Consider the following 16,045-nt stretch of genomic DNA (forward strand, 5'->3'; position numbering starts at 1 on the left):
GGCAGGATAACGCCCGCGACCTCGCGAGAGTCGTTCATACGTGAGGCCCCCATAATGACGCGCTCGCGGCCTCCGGCCGCCGACGCCGTAACTGATGAACAGCGACGCTCAGGATAGCTTTCCGCCACGTGGTCTGACCAGTTCCGCGGCTCCCGGCGGCGGGACGGCCGGAACCGGCCGGTGCGAGCGGGTCCGCTCCCGCGCCCCGAATGCTTGAATGCCGGAGTGAATACGACATCGGGCGGCATCGATGTGCTGCGGGTCTTCTGCGGCCCCGACCGGCGGTACGGCAACGCCCTCGGCGTGGTCCGCGACGGCTCGCGCTACCCGGACCGCGCGGCACGGCAGGCCCTGGCCGGTGAACTCGGCTTCAGCGAAACGGTGTTCGTGGACGACCCGGAGCGCGGCGCGGTGGACATCTACACGCCGGGGCTGCGACTGCCCTTCGCCGGGCACCCGTTGGTCGGGGTCGCCTGGCTGCTCGACGTGGAGGTGCTTGAACCCGAGGTCGGGGAGGTCTTCACCCGCGACGACGGGGAGTTCACCTGGATCACCGTCCGCGCGGAGTGGGCGGCGCCGCGCACCCTGCGCGAGTACGCGCTGCCCGCCGAGGTCGACGCGCTGGACGTGCCGGAGCCGGGCGAGTGGGTGTACGCCTGGGCGTGGCAGGACGAGGCCGCCGGCCGGATCAGGGCGCGGGCCTTCCCCGGCCGCGGCGACGGCATCGACGAGGACGAGGCGACGGGCGCCGCCGCGCTGCTGCTCACCCGGCAGCTCGGCCGCGCGCTGCACATCACGCAGGGCCAGGGCTCGCAGATCCTCACCGCGCCCGGCCCGGACGGCACCGTCGAGATCGGCGGCCGGGTGTATCTGGAGACGGTCCTGGCCGCGCCGCGGGCCCACTGAGACCGGCGCGGGCCGGTGCGAACTGCGGTGCGGAGGCCGTGCGCCGGCGTCACAAGTCGCGCGTTCCCCGTACACCGCCTTGACTGGTGGCGTTCGTGGCGTTCGTCGCAGCAGCGTTCGCCATGTCCGCCCGTGTCGTTCGCCGTGTCCGCCGTGGAGGTCGCGTATGGCCGCCGCACCCTCCGGGCCCCGGGGCCGTGAGAAGGGCCTGGTCGGCCGTACGGTCGCCGGGGCGGCCGGGCGCGCGACGCGGTGGAAGGCGCGCGGCCTGCGGCTGCGCCACGCGGCGGAACGCCGCTTCCCGGTGATCACCGAGCTGACCGCCCGCCTGCTGTCGGTGAATCTGCTGGACGCGGGCACCCGGCTGGCCGCCCAGCTCTTCCTGACCGCCGTCCCGCTGCTGTTCGTCGTCGCGGCCTTCGCCCCGCAGGCCGTACGGGACCAGCTCATGCGCACCGCGCGTAACGTCTTCGGGCTCACCGGGGCATCGGACGAGCAGCTCAGACAGGTCTACAGCGCGAACGGCGGGGATCTGCGGCAGACCATCGGGGTGATCGGCGTCCTGATGGCGCTGCTGTCCGCCACCGCGTGCAGCCGGGCGATGGCGCGGGTGTGCGAGCGGGCGTGGGGGCTGCCGCGCGCCTCGGTGCGGGTGGCGGTGTGGCGCTGGGTGGTGTGGATCGCCGCGTGGATGGTGGCGCTGGTCCTCCAGGGGCCGCTGCGCGACGGCTTCGGCGTCGGGCTGAGGCTCGGGCTGCCGCTGACCTTCCTCGCGGACGTGCTGGTGTGGTGGTGGACCCAGCGACTGCTGCTGAGCAAGCGCGTCGCGTGGCTGCCGCTGCTGCCCGGCGCGATCCTCACCGCGCTGGCGATGACGGCCCTGTCGGTGACCGCCCGCCTCTACATGCCGACCGCCCTCAACCGCAGCCTGGCCAATTACGGCTCCCTGGGGTCGGTCTTCACGATGCTGTCCTGGCTGATCGCGATCTGCGCGGTGCTGACCTTCACCATCACCGCGGGCGCCGTGCTGGCCTGCGAGCCGCCGCTGGCCTCGCTGCTCGGACCCGTCGGCGGTGAGGACCAGCCATCGCGCCGGAATGCCGGTAAGGACCGCGTCGTCTAGCGTGGTCAGGGCGGGGGACGCCTCGCGGCGGGCGCACCGCGGCGGGGGGAACGGCGAAAGGTGCCCTCATGCGTCGCTACCCGCCGATCGCGGACCACGGCCTCATCGGAGACCTCCAGACCAGCGCGCTGGTGTCGTCGCGGGGCGTCGTCGACTGGTTCTGCGCGCCGCGCTTCGACGCGCCGAGCGTCTTCGCCTCGCTCCTCGACCACGACCGCGGCGGCTACTTCTCGGTCACGGCCGCGGGCCCGGAGGCGAGGGTCAGGCAGCTCTACCTGCCGGACACCGCGGTGCTCGTCACCCGCTTCATGACCCCCGACGGCGTCGGCGAGGTCATCGACTTCATGCCGGTGGACCGGCCGGAGACCGCGACCGACCGGCACCGGCTGCTCCGCGTCATGCGGGTGGTGCGCGGCACGGTCCGCTTCGCCCTGGAGTGCAGGCCGCGCTTCGACTACGGCCGCCGCGACCACCGGCTGCACATGACGGACGACGGCACGGCCCGCTTCGGCGCGCCCGAGGCGTGGGCGTACCTCCAGCCGGTCGGCCCGCTGGACCTCGAACGCGACGAGGAGGACGTACGGGCCACGGTCACGCTGAAGCAGGGCGAGATGGCCGCCGCGGTGCTGACGGTGTGCGCGGCGCACGGCGAACCGCCCGAGCCGGTGACGGTGGAGGGCCTGCGGGCGGAATTCGACGGGGTGCGGGAGTTCTGGCACGGCTGGATCCGGCAGTGCCGCTACCGGGGCCGCTGGCAGCAGGCCGTGAACCGCTCGGCGATCACCTTGAAGCTGCTCACGTACGCGCCGACCGGCGCGCCGGTCGCCGCTGCCACGATGGGCCTGCCGGAGCAGGTCGGCGGCGAGCGCAACTGGGACTACCGCTATACGTGGGTCAGGGACGCGTCGCTGTCGGTGACCGCGCTGGTCGACCTGGGTTTCACCGCGGAGGCGGACGCCTTCCGCCGCTGGCTCGGCGGGCGGCTGCGCGCGGGCGGCACGGTGACCGGCGAGCCGTTGCAGATCATGTACCGGGTGGACGGCGACCCGCACCTGGCCGAGGAGACGCTGGACCACTTCGAGGGCTACCGCGGTTCCGCGCCGGTCCGGCTGGGCAACGGGGCCGCCGACCAGCTCCAGCTCGACATCTACGGCGAGGCCGTGCACGCCCTGTCCCGGTCGCAGGACATCGCCCAGCTCGCCGGGTGGGAGGGCTGGCGGACCTTCTCCGGCCTGCTGGACTGGCTGGCCGCGCACTGGGACCGCGCGGACGAGGGCATCTGGGAGACCCGCGGCGGGCGGCAGGACTTCACGTACAGCCGTCTGATGTGCTGGTCGGCCTTCGACCGCGGCATCCGGCTGGCCGCGGAACTCGCCAGGCCGGCCGATCTGGAGACCTGGACCGCGGCGCGCGACGCGATCATGGAACAGGTCATGGACCGCGGCTGGAGCGAGAAGCGGCACGCCTTCGTGCAGCACTACGGCAGCGAGGTGCTGGACGCGTCGCTGCTGCTCATGCCGGAGGTCGGCTTCGTCGCGCCGAAGGAGCCGCGCTGGCTGTCGACGCTGGACGCGATGGACGAGGAGCTGGTCTCCGACAGCCTCGTCTACCGCTACGACCCGGGCGCCTCCCCGGACGGGCTGCGCGGCGGCGAGGGCACCTTCTCGCTGTGCAGCTTCCTGTACGTCGGCGCGCTCGCCCGCGCCGGGCGCCTGGGCCCGGCCCGCTACGCCTTCGACAAGATGCTCACCTACGCCAACCACGTCGGCCTGTTCGCCGAGGAGATCGGCCCGACGGGTGAGCAACTGGGCAACTTCCCGCAGGCGTTCACGCATCTGTCGCTGATCACGGCGGCGACGGCGCTGGACGAGGAGCTGGACAGGTCCGAGTCCTGAACCCGGGGCCAACTCCTTGATCACATAAGGGGACAAGGGGACGGGGGTGGGTCGCCGGGCGGGATCGCGATACGGCAGCATGTGGCCCATGAGCGACTTCCTGGTGATCGGTGAGTGCGTAGCGGACATCGTCCGGACCCCCGGACAGCCCGATGTGCCGCATCCCGGCGGCAGTCCCGCCAACGTGGCGTACGGGCTGGCCCGCCTCGGCCACGCCACCGCGCTCCTCACGCAGCTCGGCGACGACCCCTCGGGCAAGCTCATCACCGACCACCTGCGGTCGGCGGGCGTACACCTGCTCGCGGACGGCCGGCCCGACGTCCGCACGCCGACCGCGGTGGTCACGCTCGACGAACAGGGCGCCGCCCGCTACGACTTCGACATCGCGTGGACGCTCGGGCCCGTCGAGCCGCCCGCCGCGCTCCGGCACGTCCACATCGGGTCGATCGCCGCCGTGGCCGAGCCGGGCGCGGCCACCACCGTGGACCTCGCCGCGCGGCTGCGCGCGGACGCCACGGTCAGCTACGACCCCAACATCCGGCCGGAGTTGATGGGCACGCACGAGCGGGGCGTCGCCGGCGTCGAGCGGTGCGTGGCGCTGAGCGACCTCGTCAAGGCGAGCGACGAGGATCTGGAGTGGCTGTATCCGGGCGAACCGGTCGCCGCGGTCGCCGCGCGCTGGCTGGCGGCCGGGCCCGCCGTCGTCTTCGTGACCATGGGCGGGGAGGGCGCCGCCGCCTTCACCCGTGACATCGAGGTGACGGGCGCAGCCGTGCGGACCGAGGTCGCCGACACCGTGGGCGCGGGTGACTCCTTCATGTCCGCGACGCTGGACGCCCTCACCGGTCTCGGCCTCACCGACGCCGCCGCCCGGCCCGCGCTCGGCGCCCTGGACAAGGCCGCCCTCGCCCATGTGCTGCGCCACGCGGGCACCGCCGCCGCGCTCACCGTCTCGCGGCCCGGCGCCAACCCGCCCACGACAGGGGAGTTGCGGGCGGCGCTCGCGTAAGGCCCCCTGGCCCTCTGGCATACGGCCCGCAGCCGCGGTCGCCCCGGATCGGGCGGTCCGGACGGTCCAGACAGTCCGGACCGCCCGGTCGGACGGCGTGCCCCCTATCACCGTGACACCGCGCTCTTCTAGCCTCCCCTTGAAGATCGATCAGCCCACCGAGGGGGGACTTGCGTGGACGCGTCCGCGTACCGCATGGTCGTGTGGACCGAGCAGGACTACGTCACGGCCGCCGCGACGGCCGACCGGCTGGTCGCGGAGTGGCTCACCGACGGCAAGGGTTATCCGGTCACGGCGCTGCACGACGGCCGCAATGAGATAGCCGAGCATGTGACGCTCGACCGCGACACCGATTCGGGGCAGCAGGGCGCGCACAGCCGCTGGCGACTGCGGGAGAGCCCGCCGACGTCGCGGGCGACCTGGCAGTCCACGCTCATCGTCCGTACCGACATGGCCGATCAGGGCCGCACCTGGGTGCAGCTCGATGTCGAACACCGGCCGGACTCGGCGGAGATACCGCAGATCCGCGCGTCCAAGCCGCGGCTGGCCGACGCGATACTCGACGCCCTGGACACGCACAGCGGCATCGCCGAGATCCGCGCCCGCGCGAGCTTCATCTACGCGGGTGACGTGAAGGAGGTGGTCGAGGAGCTGACCGACCGGGAGCGGCGGCTGCCCATCGTCGTGGCGAGCGTGCCGTACGGGACCGACGCCGACCAGTGGCTGGAGAGGGTCGTGGACCGCGCCTTCACCCAACTCGTGGGCCGCGCCGTGCTGTACGTGCTGACCCGCGAGGCGCAGGCCGCGTTCAACAAGGCGCTCGAACACCATCCGGTCTTCGGCGGCGGCATCCGTACGTACATGCCGCGCGTCGACCCGGCGTGGGCCGCCGACGGGCAGCGGCACCCGGTGATGTCCCGCGCCACGGTCGAGGCCGATCCGGTACGGGCCGCCACCGTGCTGACCGCGCTGCCGCGCAACCAGGCCGCCCGCATGCCGCTCCCCCAGCCGCTGGCCCGACTGCACGCCCAGCGCCCGCGGCCCCGGTCCACCGAGCACGGCGACGAGATCGCGCGCCTGCGCGCCGACCACGAGAGCCTGATCGCCCTCCTCGACGAGGCGGCGGAGGCCGAGGCCGCCCGCTACAAGCAGGTCCGCGAGCTCCAGCACGACCTCGCCGACGCCAACTGGCTCGCCGAGGAGTTCTACGCCGAGCGCCGCGCCGCCCAACAGCAGGTCCGCGCGCTCCAGTTACGGCTCCGGCAAGTCGGCGCCTACGAGGCCGCCTTCGCCCCCGTCGAGGAGGACGAGAGCGAGGCGCTGCCCGGCAGCTTCACCGAACTCCACGCCCGGCTGCACCAGTTCCCCACCCTGCTCTTCACCGGGGACGCCAAGGTGATGACCGGTCTCGACGACCGCTCCAAGCCCAACTGGGTCAACGTCTGCTGGGAAGCCCTCCAGGCTCTCGAGGACTTCGCCGCCGCCTCCGTGGCCGGCCGCGCCCGCGGCGACTTCCGCTCCTGGTGCCAGGATCTCCCCTCCGGCTGCCATCCCTTCCCGGCGGGCAAGGTCCTGATGAAGGAGTCCGACACCGTCTGGCGCAATCTCTCCTGGCGCAAGGAGCGCACCCTCCCCGTCCCCCGCGCCGTCGATCCCTCCGGCGCCGTCTACATGGAGGCCCATCTCCGGATCGGCGGCGGCAGCACCATCTCCCCGCGGCTGCACTTCTTCGACGACACCGCCAACACCGGTCTCCTCTACATCGGCCACATCGGCCCGCACCTCACCAACACCCGCACCTCATAGCGTCCGCAGGGCCTTCACCTTCGGTGAGGGTCAAGGCGGTGGCGGGGCCCGCCGACCGCCGCCGGTCCGAGGACCGTGACCGGGGTGATTCGCGATAGCTTTCGCACAAGGCGGACCGGTACGGCGGTACGGCCGCCGGTGGCGCGAGCGCGGGAGAGCAGAGGATGGCTGCGGCGGAACCGGGGCACGAAGCCGACGGCGGCACAGGCGGCGGGGGGACGACGACGCTCGCCGAGATCGCGCGGCAGGCGGGGGTGTCGGTCTCCACGGTCTCCAAGGTGCTGCACGACCGGTCGGACGTGGCGTCCAGGACCCGCGCCAAGGTCCAGCGGCTGCTGGAGCAGCACGGGTATCTCGCGCGGCACCGCCCCGCGGCGACGGCGCTGGCGGCGGGCGGCCTGATCGACTTCGTGATCAACGAACTGGCCAGCCCGTGGGCGGGCGAGCTGATCCGGGGCGCGGAGGAGGCGCTGCACGCCGAGGGGCTGGGCATGGTGGTGTCGGCGACGCACGGCCGCAGCCGGCTCACCCGGCAGTGGCTGGACTCGCTCGCCACCCGCCGTACGCGCGGCGCGATCCTGGTGCTGCCGGAGCTGACGCCCGCCCAGCACGAGGAGTTGCGCCGGCTCGGCCTGCCCTTCGCGCTGATCGCCCCGGCCGACGAGCCCGCGCCCGGTGTGCCGTGGGTGGGCGCCACGAACTGGCCGGGCGGGCTGGCCGCGACCCGCCATCTCCTCGGGCTCGGCCACCGCAGGATCGCCGTGATCAGCGGGCCGCCGGAGCGGCTGGCCTCACGCGCCCGCGTGGACGGCTACCGCTCGGCCCTCGACGAGGCCGGGCTGCCCTTCGACCCGGCGCTCGTCCGCTACGGCGACTTCACCCACGAGCCCGCCCACCGGCACGCCCTGGACCTGCTGGGGCTGCCCGACCCGCCGACCGCCGTCTTCGCGGGCAACGACCAGCAGGCGCTGAGCACCTACCGCGCCGCCGCCGCGCTCGGGCTGCGCGTCCCGGCCGACCTGAGCGTCGTCGGCTTCGACGACCTGCCCTTCGCCGACTGGGTCACCCCGCGGCTGACCACCGTACGGACGCCGCTCGCGGACATGGCCGCGCTCGCCGCCGGGATGGTGCTCCAGCTCCTCGGCGGGGAGCAGCCCGCGTCGACCAGGGTGGAGGTCGCGGGCGAGCTGGTCGTCCGCGAGAGCAGCGGACCGCCGCCCGTACGATGATCGGACCGCTGGGCCAAGCCGCTGGAACAGGGCGGCTCAGCCCTCCGCGAGGGCCGGGTCCAGCCAGAACAGCTCCCAGTGGTGGCCGTCCAGGTCGAAGAAGCTCCGGGTGTACATCGGGCTCTCGTGCTCGGTGCGCTTGGCCGCCGTGCCGCCCCCGGCCACGGCCGCCTCCGCGATCCGGTCGACCCGCTCCTTGCTGTCCAGGCCCACTGCCACGATGGCCTCGGTCGTGGTGGCGGTGTCCGCGATCTCCTTCTCGGTGAAGGTGCGGAAGAAGGGCTCGACCAGCAGCATCGCGTAGATGTCGTCGCTGATCACCATGCAGGTCGCGTTGTCGTCGGTGAACCGCGGGTCGAAGGTGAACCCGGCGGCGGTGAAGAAGGCCACGGAGCGGCCGAGGTCCTTCACGGGGAGATTGACGAAGATCTTCGTGGACATGGGTGCCTGCCTTACGTGCCGCTGGTCGGTGTCACGGGGACGTCGTGCGCTTCATCGGGGTAGACCGGTGCGGGGCGCGGAACTCATCGGTACCCGGAGGCCGTCTTCGCCTCACTCCCCGCGCAGCAGCGTGTCCACGGCCCGGCCGAAGACGAGCCGTCCGGTACGCGCCGTGACCGCGTTGAACGCTCCCGGCAGCCGCCACACCCGCAGCTCCTCGCGCCAGCGCACCCACGAGCCGGTATCCGCGCCCGCGCCCGTACCCGTACCGCTGTCGTCCGGCCGTACCTCGATCTCCGCCCAGCCCGTGACGATCCGGCCGGTCTTCTCCAGGCGGCAGAATCCGGGGCCGCCGTCGACCGGCGGCTCCCAGCGCACGATCCGCATCGGGTCGTCGAACCCGGCCCCGCCGAACCCGGTCCGCGCCACGAAGGCCGTGCCGACTCCGTCGGGCGGCGGCGTCAGCACGCTGATCCGGGTCAACGGCACGGTGGCGGTGTGCCGTTCCCAGTCGGTCATCCGCCGCCACGCCTCGGCGACGGGCAGCGGGGTGCGGCGTTCGACCACGAAAGGGGACATACGGCCAGGGTAGGGCGCGCCGCCGTCAGGACCAGCCGGTACGGGTCCGCAGCCAGTCGAGCGCGACGACGCCCTGGGCGTGCTGGAAGGGGCGCAGTGTCGGCAGGCCGGGCGGCGCGGGCCGCCGCGCGTTGCCGAGCAGGAATCCGGCGAAGGCGGCCACCACCGCCGTGACGCCGTCCGGGTCGGCGCCCGCGGCCACCGGGTGCCGGTCGAAGATCTCGGCGGGAGGCGGCCCGCCCTGCATCCCCACGCTGGGCAGCATCAGCAGCAGGTCGAACCAGGGCGCCGCCAGGCAGGCCCACGGCCAGTCCACGACCATGACGCGGCCGTCCGCGGTGAGCAGCAGATTGTCGGCCCGCAGGTCCGAGTGGGCCAGGGTCTTTCCGGTCGCCGCCCGCGCCCATCCGGCCTCCAGCTCGGCAAGTTCGGCCAGATGGTGTACGGCCCAGGGGGCGAGGCCCGTCAGGTCGTCGGTGCCCGCAGCGTGCGCGGTGGCGAGGGCGCGCCAGCCGCGGAAGGTCTCCGCGTTCGCCTCCGCCACGGGCGGGACGTCCACGGGGGACGGTGTGAGCAGCGTCGCGAGGTCGCCGACGGCGGTCAGGACGCGCTCCAACTCGGCCGCGTCCCACGGCTGTGCGGGCGTGCGGCCCTCGATGTCCTCGAAGAGCAGCACCACCCAGTCGTCCCGCTCGAAGGAGGCCAGCAGGCGCGGGGCCGGGACTTCACACGGAAGCGCCGCGGCCACCTTGGCCTCCGAGCGGTGGATTCCCGGGCTCTCCGGATTCGCCGCCGATGTCACGGCCTTGACGAACGCCCTCGTCCCGTCCGTCAGCCGCAGCCGGGCCGCCACGCCCGGCGAGAAGCCGCCGGCCTGCGTCCGCGCCGTCGCGACGCGGGCCCCGAGGCGCGCCTCGGCCTCGCCCCGCACCTCCGCGGGCAGCTCCCCCCACTCCGCCCGCACACCCCGTGCCCCCACGGCCCCGCTGTCGCTCGTCATCGCCCCATCCTCCCGACCCCCCGGGGCCCGGGGCCACCGCATTTCGGGAGGCGCGGGTCCTGTGGGGGCGCTCACGCGCGACGGAGGCGGGGGGCGTGTCAGGGGGTGGGGGGCGTGTCAGGGGGTGGGGAGATAGCCGGTGGTGTGGCCGTGGGTGAGGTAGCGGGTGAGGACCGTGTCGGTCAGGGGCGGGAGGCGGACGCCCGCGGCGGCGGCTTCCGCAGCGGTGCGCCGGGAGTCGAAGCGGCGGTGGTGGGAGGGGGCGGAATCGGCGGGCGGGGTGTCGTCGCCGAGCAGGAGCTGGGCGGCGTTGTCGGGCTGCGCCGCCACGCGGGAGCGCCACCGCGCCACCGGGACGGTCGGCAGGTCGTGGCCCAGGCGGGCGGCGGCCTCGAAGACGGTCCGCAGGTCGGGGGCGTCCGGATTGGTGAGGTGGTACACGGGCATGGCGGTACTGGTCCCGGCTGCGCGGGCCAGTGCCACGACGGCCGCGCTGACGTAGTCGACGGGTATCCAGTCGGTCGAGCCGTGCGGCAGGTCCGGCACCGCGCCGGCCTGGAGGCAGCCCTTGATGAGCTGCCAGAGCAGGTCGCGGTCCTGGCAGGCGCCGGTGGTGGTGTCGCCGCTGATCCGGCCGGGGCGGTAGACGGTGACCGGCAGGCCGCGGGCGCGCGCCAGATCGACGATCCCCTCGGCCACCCATTTGCTCTGCGCGTAGCCGCCGGGCAGGCCGGCCGCCGGGCCGGTCGGCGTCGACTCCGTGACGGGCGCTGCGTCGGGATCGGCCGACGGGGCGTAGACGCTCGTGGTCGAGATGTAGTGCATGCCCGGAGAGCCGGAGTCGGCGAGCAGCCGCAGCAGCTCCTCGGTGCCGGCCACGTTGGGGGCGCGCAGATCGCCGTACGGGGCGGCGAAGTTGACCCGGGCGCCGTTGTGCAGCACCGGGCCGAGGCGGCGGGCCAGGGCGGCGCGGTCGTCGGACGACAGGCCGAGACCGGGGGCGGCCAGGTCGCCGGGGACGGGACGGACCAGGTGCGCGTAGGCGGGGCGCCAGAGCCCGTAGCGCTCCAGGTTGGCCCGCAGCCGCCGCGCCGCGTGGTCCGGGCCGTCCGCGCGCATCAGGCAGTCGACGGGGCCGTCCGTGGCCTCGATGAGGTCGCGCAGCAGGAACGCGCCGAGGAACCCGGAAGCGCCGGTCAGCAGGGGGCGGGCGGCGGCGCGGGAGCGGGCGGGAGCGGGCACCGGCGCGTTCCGGCGCGCACCGCCGGTGATGTCGGGGGCGAGCCGGACCTCCGCGACGAGGTCGGGCTCGACCGGGCCCTCGACCGGCCTGGTCGGCAGGGCGCCCGGCGCCGCCGGACCCCCGTCCGCCGCCCCGTCCAGCGACCGGATGACGCCCTCGACCGTCGGCGCCGCGAACAGCGCCCTGAGGGAGGGCCGTCGGCCGCACCGCTCCTCGATCCTGCGGGCCAGGGTCACCGCGAGCAGCGAGTGGCCGCCGAGGGCGAAGAAGTCGTCGGTGACCCCGACCTCGGGCACGCCGAGCGTCTGCGCGAACGCCGCGCACAGCTCGCGTTCGCGGTCGGTGCCCGGGGGCCGGGACGCGGCGGGCGCGGCGTGACCGGGTGCGGGCAGGGCACGACGGTCGGTCTTCCCGTTGGGGGTGACCGGCAGCGCGTCGAGCCGGACACACGCGGCCGGAATCATGTGACCGGGCAGCGTGTCGGCGAGCCGGGCGCGGATCGCCTCCTCGTCGGGGGCCGCCTCGCCGGGCGCGGCCACGGTGTAGGCGACCAGGCGCCGGTCGCCCGGCCGGTCCTCGCGGACGACGACGCAGGCCGCCGCGATGCCGGGCAGCGCCGTGATCGCGGCCTCGACCTCACCGGGTTCCACCCGGAATCCGCGGAGCTTGACCTGGTCGTCGACGCGCCCGACGTAGACGAGCGGGCCCTCGTCCGTACGGCGCACGAGGTCGCCGGTGCGGTACATACGGGCGCCTGCGCGGTCGAACGGGTCGGCCACGAAGCGGGACGCGGTGAGGGCGGCCCGGCCGAGGTAGCCGCGGGCCACTCCCGCGCCCGACACGTACAACTCGCCGATGACGCCGGACGGGACGGGGGCCAGCCGGTCGTCCAGCACGTGCACGCGGGTGCCGTCGACGGGGAGGCCGATGGGGACCGCGCGGTCGGGGGCGAGCGCGCCGTCCGCCTGCTGGAAGCCGCTCATGGTGGCGCAGACGGTCGTCTCAGTGGGGCCGTAGGCGTTGACGAGGTACCGCTCGCGTGCCCAGGTCCGTGCCAGGTCCGGCGGGCACGCCTCGCCCGCGAGCACCAAGGTGATCCCGGTGGGCAGCGAGCCGGGCTCCATCACCGCGAGCGCGGCCGGGGGCAGCGTGAGGTGGGTGATGCCGCGCGTGCGGACGGCGGCCGTGAGGGCGGGTCCCGGCAGCAGTGCCTCGCGTTCCCCGACCTCCAGGCAGGCGCCGGACAGCAGCCCCATGCACAGTTCCCAGAACGCGGCGTCGAAGCTGACCGACGCCATCTGGAGGACCCGGCTGCCGGGACCGGCCCGGAGCCGGTCGCGCTGCGTCCTGGCCATGGCGCCGACGCCCTGGTGGGTGACGACGACGCCCTTGGGCCGGCCGGTGGAGCCGGAGGTGTAGATGACGTACGCGGGATGCGACGGGAGCGCGCGCGGCGGGACGGCGGTGTCCCCGGGCGGCGGGAGAGCCGGACCGTCCGGCTCGGGGCTGTCGAGCACCAGGCGCGGTACGGCGGTCGCCGGGAGGCGGGCGCCGACGTCGGTCGTGGTGAGGAGCAGCCGCGGCCCGGCGTCGTCGAGCATGAAGGACAGCCGCTGGGCCGGGTAGTCGGGGTCGAGCGGCAGATACGCGGCACCGGCCTTGAGGACGCCGAGGAGGGCGACGACGAGGTCGTTGGTACGGGGCAGCGCGACGGCCACCCGGTCCTCGGGGCCGATGCCCCGCGCGACGAGACGGCGGGCCAGGGCGTCGGCGCGCGCGTCGAGTTCGGCGTAGCTGAGGGTGGTGGCCGCGTCGCGCACCGCCGGGGCGTCCGGGGCGCGGCGGACCTGCCGGGCGAAGAGTTCGGGGACCGTCGAGCGGGGCAGGTCGTCGGCCGGTCCTGTGCCCAGGACGGCGATCCGCGCGCGTTCGACGGGGCCGAGGACGTCGTAGGTCCGCAGCGGGCGGCCGGGGTCGGCGGTGACCTCGCCGAGCAGCACGACGAGGCGCTCGGCGAGCCCGTGGACCGTGGCCTCGGTGAACAGCTCCGTCGCGTAGTCCACGGTCGCGCGCATGCCGCCGGACGCGCCGGACGCGTCCTGAGCTTCCGCCGTACCCGTACCCGTACCCGCGGCGTCGGGCGTCTCGGTGAAGGTGAACGACAGGTCGAATTTGCTGACGCCCGGATCGACGGCCAGCCCTGAGACGGTGAGGCCGGGCAGTTCGAAGGGGGCGGCGGGGGCGTGGTTCTGGAGCACGAGCATGGTCTGGAAGAGCGGGTGGTGGTTCTGCGAGCGCGCGGGGTTGAGCAGTTCGACCAGCCGCTCGAAGGGGACGTCCTGACGGGCGTAGGCCGCGAGGTCGGCGTCCTTGACGCGGTCGAGGAGTTCGAGGAAGGTCGGGTCGCCCGTCAGGTCCGTGCGCAGCACGAGGGTGTTGACGAAGAAGCCCACGAGGTCGGTCGCGGCGTCGTCGGTGCGTCCGGCGACCGCGGTGCCCAGCGGGATGTCGTCACCGGCTCCGTGCCGGGACAACAGCAGGGACAGGGCGGCCTGGAGCACCATGAAGACCGTGCAGCCGCGACTGCGGGCGAGGGCGGTGACGCGCCCGGCCACGGCGCGGTCGAGGACGAAGTCGTGGCTGGCGCCGGTGTGCCGGGGGACGGCGGGACGCGGCAGGTCCCACGGCAGTTCGACCAGGTGCGGCAGGCCGTCCAACGCCTGCTTCCAGTAGCTCAGTTGGCGGGCCATGGCGCTGTCGGGGTCCTGCTCGTCACCGAGCAGCCGACGTTGCCAGAGTGTGAAGTCGGCGTAGTCGACGGGCGGTTCGGCCCATGCCGGGGCCCGCCCGCCGACGCGGGCGCGGTAGGCGGCGGCGAGGTCACGGGCGAGGGGCGCCAGGGAGGACCCGTCGGAGGCGATGTGGTGGATCACCAGGACCAGGACGTGGGCGTCCTCGGCCAGCCGCAGCAGTGTCGCCCGCAGCGGCAACCCCCGCTCGATGTCGATCGGTTCGGCCGCCGCGGACCTGACCCGGTCGTGCAGCTTGTCCTGCTCGACGGTCTCCGCGGCCAGGACGAGGCGGACGTCGTCGGGCGCCGTGATGAGCTGGCGCGGCCCGCCGTCGTACTCGGGGAAGACGGTGCGCAGGGCGGAGTGCCGGACGACGACATCCCGCAGGGCCCGGCGCAGCGCGCCGGTGTCGAGGGGCCCGTCCAGGCGTACGGCGAAGGGGATGTTGTACGTCGCCGAGGGCCCTTCGAGGCGGTGCAGGAACCACAGCCGGCGCTGGGCGTACGACAGCGGGAGGACGGCGGGGCGGGGCTGGGGGACGAGCGCGGTCCTCGCCGGACGCCGCGCGTCCTTCAGCGCGGTCGCGAGAGTGGCGGCGGTGGGGTGGTCGAACAGCGTGCGGATCTCGGTCTCGGTGGCCAGGGCCGTCCGGATGCGGCCCACCAGGCGGGTGGCGAGCAGCGAGTGGCCGCCGAGCGCGAAGAAGCTGTCGTCCGGGCCGACCCGGGGCACCCCGAGCACGTCGGCGAACAGGCCGGTCAGGATCTCCTCGTGCGCGTCGCGCGGCGCCCGGACCGGGGCAAGGTCCGGGGCGGCGGGCGAGGGGAGGGCCGCCCGGTCCAGCTTGCCGTTGACGGTCAGCGGGAAGTCGTCGAGGACCTGGATCGCGGTCGGCACCATGTAGGCGGGCAGGTGGCCGCCGACGTGCGCGGCGAGCAGGTCGGGGTCGGGGGTGCGCCCGTGCGCGGGGACGACGTACGCGACGAGTCCGCGACCGCCGGGCAGGTCGTCCCGCACCATGACGCAGGCGGACCGCACGGACGGGTCGGCGCGCAGCACCGCCTCGATCTCGCCGGGCTCGATGCGGTGGCCGCGCAGTTTGATCTGCTGGTCGGCGCGTGCGACGTACTGGAGGGCGCCGTCGGGCTGTTGGCGCACGAGGTCGCCGGTGCGGTACATGCGGTCCCCGGCGGCGGCGAACGGGTCGGCGACGAAGCGGGTGGCCGTCAGGGCGGGCCGCTCCAGGTAGCCGCGCGCCACGCCGGGGCCCGCGACGTACAGTTCGCCCTCGGCTCCCGGCGGGACCGGGCGCAGCGCCGCGTCCAGGACGTAGGCGCGGGCGCCGTCGACGGGCGAGCCGATCGGCGGCGCGCCCTCGGGGCCGTCCTCGGGGCGCACCCGGTGGAGCGTGGCGAAGGTGGTCGTCTCGGTGGGCCCGTAGGCGTTGAGGACGGCGGTGCCGGGGTGGGCGGCGGCCAGGCGCTGGAGGACGCCGGGGGCAGCGGCCTCGCCGCCCGAGGCGACCGTGCGGAGCAGGCCGAGCGCGTCCGGGTCGGCCTCGGCGACGAGGTTGAACAGGGCGGTGGTCAAGAACGCCGACGTCAGGCCGTGCCGGGCCACGAGGTCCCGGAGCACGGCGGGCTGGAGGGGGCCGGGCGGGGCCACGACGACCCGGCCGCCGCTGAGCAGCGGCGCCCACATCTCGAAGGTCGAGGCGTCGAAGACGTACGCCGAGTGCAGCAGGACGGCGTCGGCCGCGCCGTCGTGCCAGACGCGGTCGGCGGCCAGCGCGGCGATGTCGGCGTGGGTGACGCCGACGGCCTTGGGCAGGCCGGTGGAGCCGGAGGTGAACATCACGTACGCGAGCCGGGCGCCCCCGGTGACCTCAGGCAGGGCTCCGGGGGCGGCGGGCGCGCCCGCCAGGACCCGTCCGGCCGCGTCCACGGTCAGCGTCGGCAGGGCGGCGGCGAGACGGCGGACCCACGGGTGGGCGCCGGCGGCCTCGTCGACCACCAGGGCGCG

The 16,045-nt window shown here is 74.6% G+C and carries 10 protein-coding genes; 6 read left to right on the forward strand and 4 right to left on the reverse strand.

Features of this window, described 5'->3' with window-relative positions:
- Positions 1-225: 225 nt before the first annotated feature.
- The 6 genes from BGM09_RS18730 to BGM09_RS18755 all read left to right on the forward strand — a co-directional run bounded on the left by BGM09_RS18730 (position 226) and on the right by BGM09_RS18755 (position 7,968).
- Entirely contained in the window at positions 226-906 is a 681-nt protein-coding gene (locus tag BGM09_RS18730; protein ID WP_188282776.1) for a PhzF family phenazine biosynthesis protein, read from the forward strand.
- Positions 907-1,072: 166 nt separating this feature from the next.
- On the forward strand, positions 1,073-2,029 hold the full coding sequence (locus BGM09_RS18735; RefSeq protein ID WP_188282777.1) for a YhjD/YihY/BrkB family envelope integrity protein: 957 nt from the start codon (positions 1,073-1,075) through the stop codon (positions 2,027-2,029).
- 68 nt (positions 2,030-2,097) lie between these two features.
- Entirely contained in the window at positions 2,098-3,924 is a 1,827-nt protein-coding gene (locus tag BGM09_RS18740; protein WP_188282778.1) for a glycoside hydrolase family 15 protein, read from the forward strand.
- Between the two features lie 88 nt (positions 3,925-4,012).
- A complete protein-coding gene (locus tag BGM09_RS18745) occupies positions 4,013-4,933 on the forward strand; it encodes a carbohydrate kinase family protein (protein ID WP_411158331.1) in 921 nt (306 codons plus the stop codon).
- A 174-nt stretch (positions 4,934-5,107) separates the two neighbouring features.
- Positions 5,108-6,739, forward strand: a complete 1,632-nt coding sequence (locus BGM09_RS18750; protein WP_188282780.1) for a hypothetical protein — start codon at positions 5,108-5,110, stop codon at positions 6,737-6,739.
- Between the two features lie 164 nt (positions 6,740-6,903).
- Positions 6,904-7,968: a LacI family DNA-binding transcriptional regulator gene (locus BGM09_RS18755; protein WP_188282781.1), complete on the forward strand. Its 1,065-nt coding sequence runs from the start codon at positions 6,904-6,906 to the stop codon at positions 7,966-7,968.
- Positions 7,969-8,004: 36 nt separating this feature from the next.
- On the opposite strand, the gene BGM09_RS18760 is transcribed toward BGM09_RS18755, so the two are convergent.
- The 4 genes from BGM09_RS18760 to BGM09_RS18775 all read right to left on the reverse strand — a co-directional run.
- Positions 8,005-8,409, reverse strand: a complete 405-nt coding sequence (locus tag BGM09_RS18760; protein ID WP_188282782.1) for a VOC family protein — start codon at positions 8,407-8,409, stop codon at positions 8,005-8,007.
- Positions 8,410-8,520: 111 nt separating this feature from the next.
- Complete coding sequence (locus BGM09_RS18765) at positions 8,521-8,988, reverse strand: SRPBCC family protein (protein WP_188282783.1); 468 nt, start codon at positions 8,986-8,988, stop codon at positions 8,521-8,523.
- 25 nt (positions 8,989-9,013) lie between these two features.
- Positions 9,014-9,988, reverse strand: a complete 975-nt coding sequence (locus tag BGM09_RS18770; protein ID WP_188282784.1) for an aminoglycoside phosphotransferase family protein — start codon at positions 9,986-9,988, stop codon at positions 9,014-9,016.
- Positions 9,989-10,105: 117 nt separating this feature from the next.
- Positions 10,106-16,045 (reverse strand): non-ribosomal peptide synthetase (locus BGM09_RS18775; protein WP_188282785.1); only part of this gene is annotated, 5,940 nt, incomplete at its 5' end.

The organism is Streptomyces sp. CBMA29 (assembly GCF_014596445.1).
In the GTDB taxonomy this organism is placed as follows: Bacteria; Actinomycetota; Actinomycetes; order Streptomycetales; family Streptomycetaceae; genus Actinacidiphila.